Below are 1,141 nucleotides of genomic sequence, written 5' to 3'. Positions count from 1 at the left end.
CCTTTGGTCTGGTCGACTCTTTGGCCAAGCGCAATGAAAATCTTGAGATCTTCCGTTACGCTGCGGGCGGTTTCCGCGATTTCACAAGAATCGCCGGAAGCGACCCGGTGATGTGGCACGACATCTTCCTCGCCAACCGCGAGGCTGTCCTGCGCACACTCGATACATTTCGCAGCGACCTCGACGCTTTGCGCGACGCGGTCGATGCAGGGGATGGGCACCAATTGTTGGGCGTCTTCACGCGCGCCCGGGTTGCCCGCGAGCATTTCAGTAAAATCCTGGCCCGCAGGGCCTATGTGGACGCTATGAATTCCAACGATCTGATCTTCCTGGCTCAACCTGGTGGCCGCCTGTCCGGTCGGATTCGCGTACCGGGTGACAAATCCATTTCCCACCGTTCGATCATGCTCGGCTCGCTGGCCGAAGGTGTCACCGAAGTCGAAGGTTTCCTTGAGGGTGAAGACGCCCTGGCGACCTTGCAGGCATTCCGCGACATGGGCGTGGTCATCGAAGGCCCGCACCACGGCCGCGTGACCATTCACGGTGTCGGCCTGCACGGCCTGAAACCGGCGCCGGGCCCGATCTATCTGGGCAACTCCGGCACGTCGATGCGTCTGCTGTCCGGCCTGTTGGCTGCGCAAAACTTCGACAGTGTTTTGACGGGGGATGCCTCGCTGTCCAAGCGTCCGATGAACCGCGTGGCCAATCCGCTGCGCGAAATGGGCGCGGTCATCGAAACTGCTGCCGAAGGCCGTCCGCCGATGACCATTCGTGGCGGGCATAAACTCAAAGGCCTGACTTACACCATGCCGATGGCCAGTGCGCAGGTGAAATCCTGCCTGCTGCTCGCCGGTCTGTACGCTGAGGGCAAGACCACCGTGACCGAGCCGGCACCTACCCGTGACCATACCGAACGCATGCTGCGTGGTTTTGGTTATTCGGTAAGCGTTGATGGCGCCACGGCATCGGTTGAGTCCGGTGGCAAACTGACTGCGACCCATATTGAAGTGCCGGGCGACATCTCGTCGTCGGCGTTCTTCCTGGTCGCAGCATCGATCGCTGAAGGTTCGGAGCTGGTGCTTGAGCACGTCGGCATCAACCCGACCCGTACCGGCGTGATCGACATCCTGCGCCTGATGGG

Annotated in this window: 1 protein-coding gene; it reads left to right on the top strand. The window is 61.3% G+C overall.

Annotated features, from left to right (window positions below; translation table 11 throughout):
• Positions 1-1,141: prephenate dehydrogenase dimerization domain-containing protein (locus AC1DVF_RS29330; RefSeq protein ID WP_477783644.1), on the top strand; the 1,141-nt coding region annotated here is incomplete at both ends.

The sequence above is a fragment of the Pseudomonas sp. P4_D7 genome, assembly GCF_056401755.1.
Note: the sequence above shows the minus strand (reverse complement) of the source record. Positions and strands in the feature narration are given on the sequence as shown.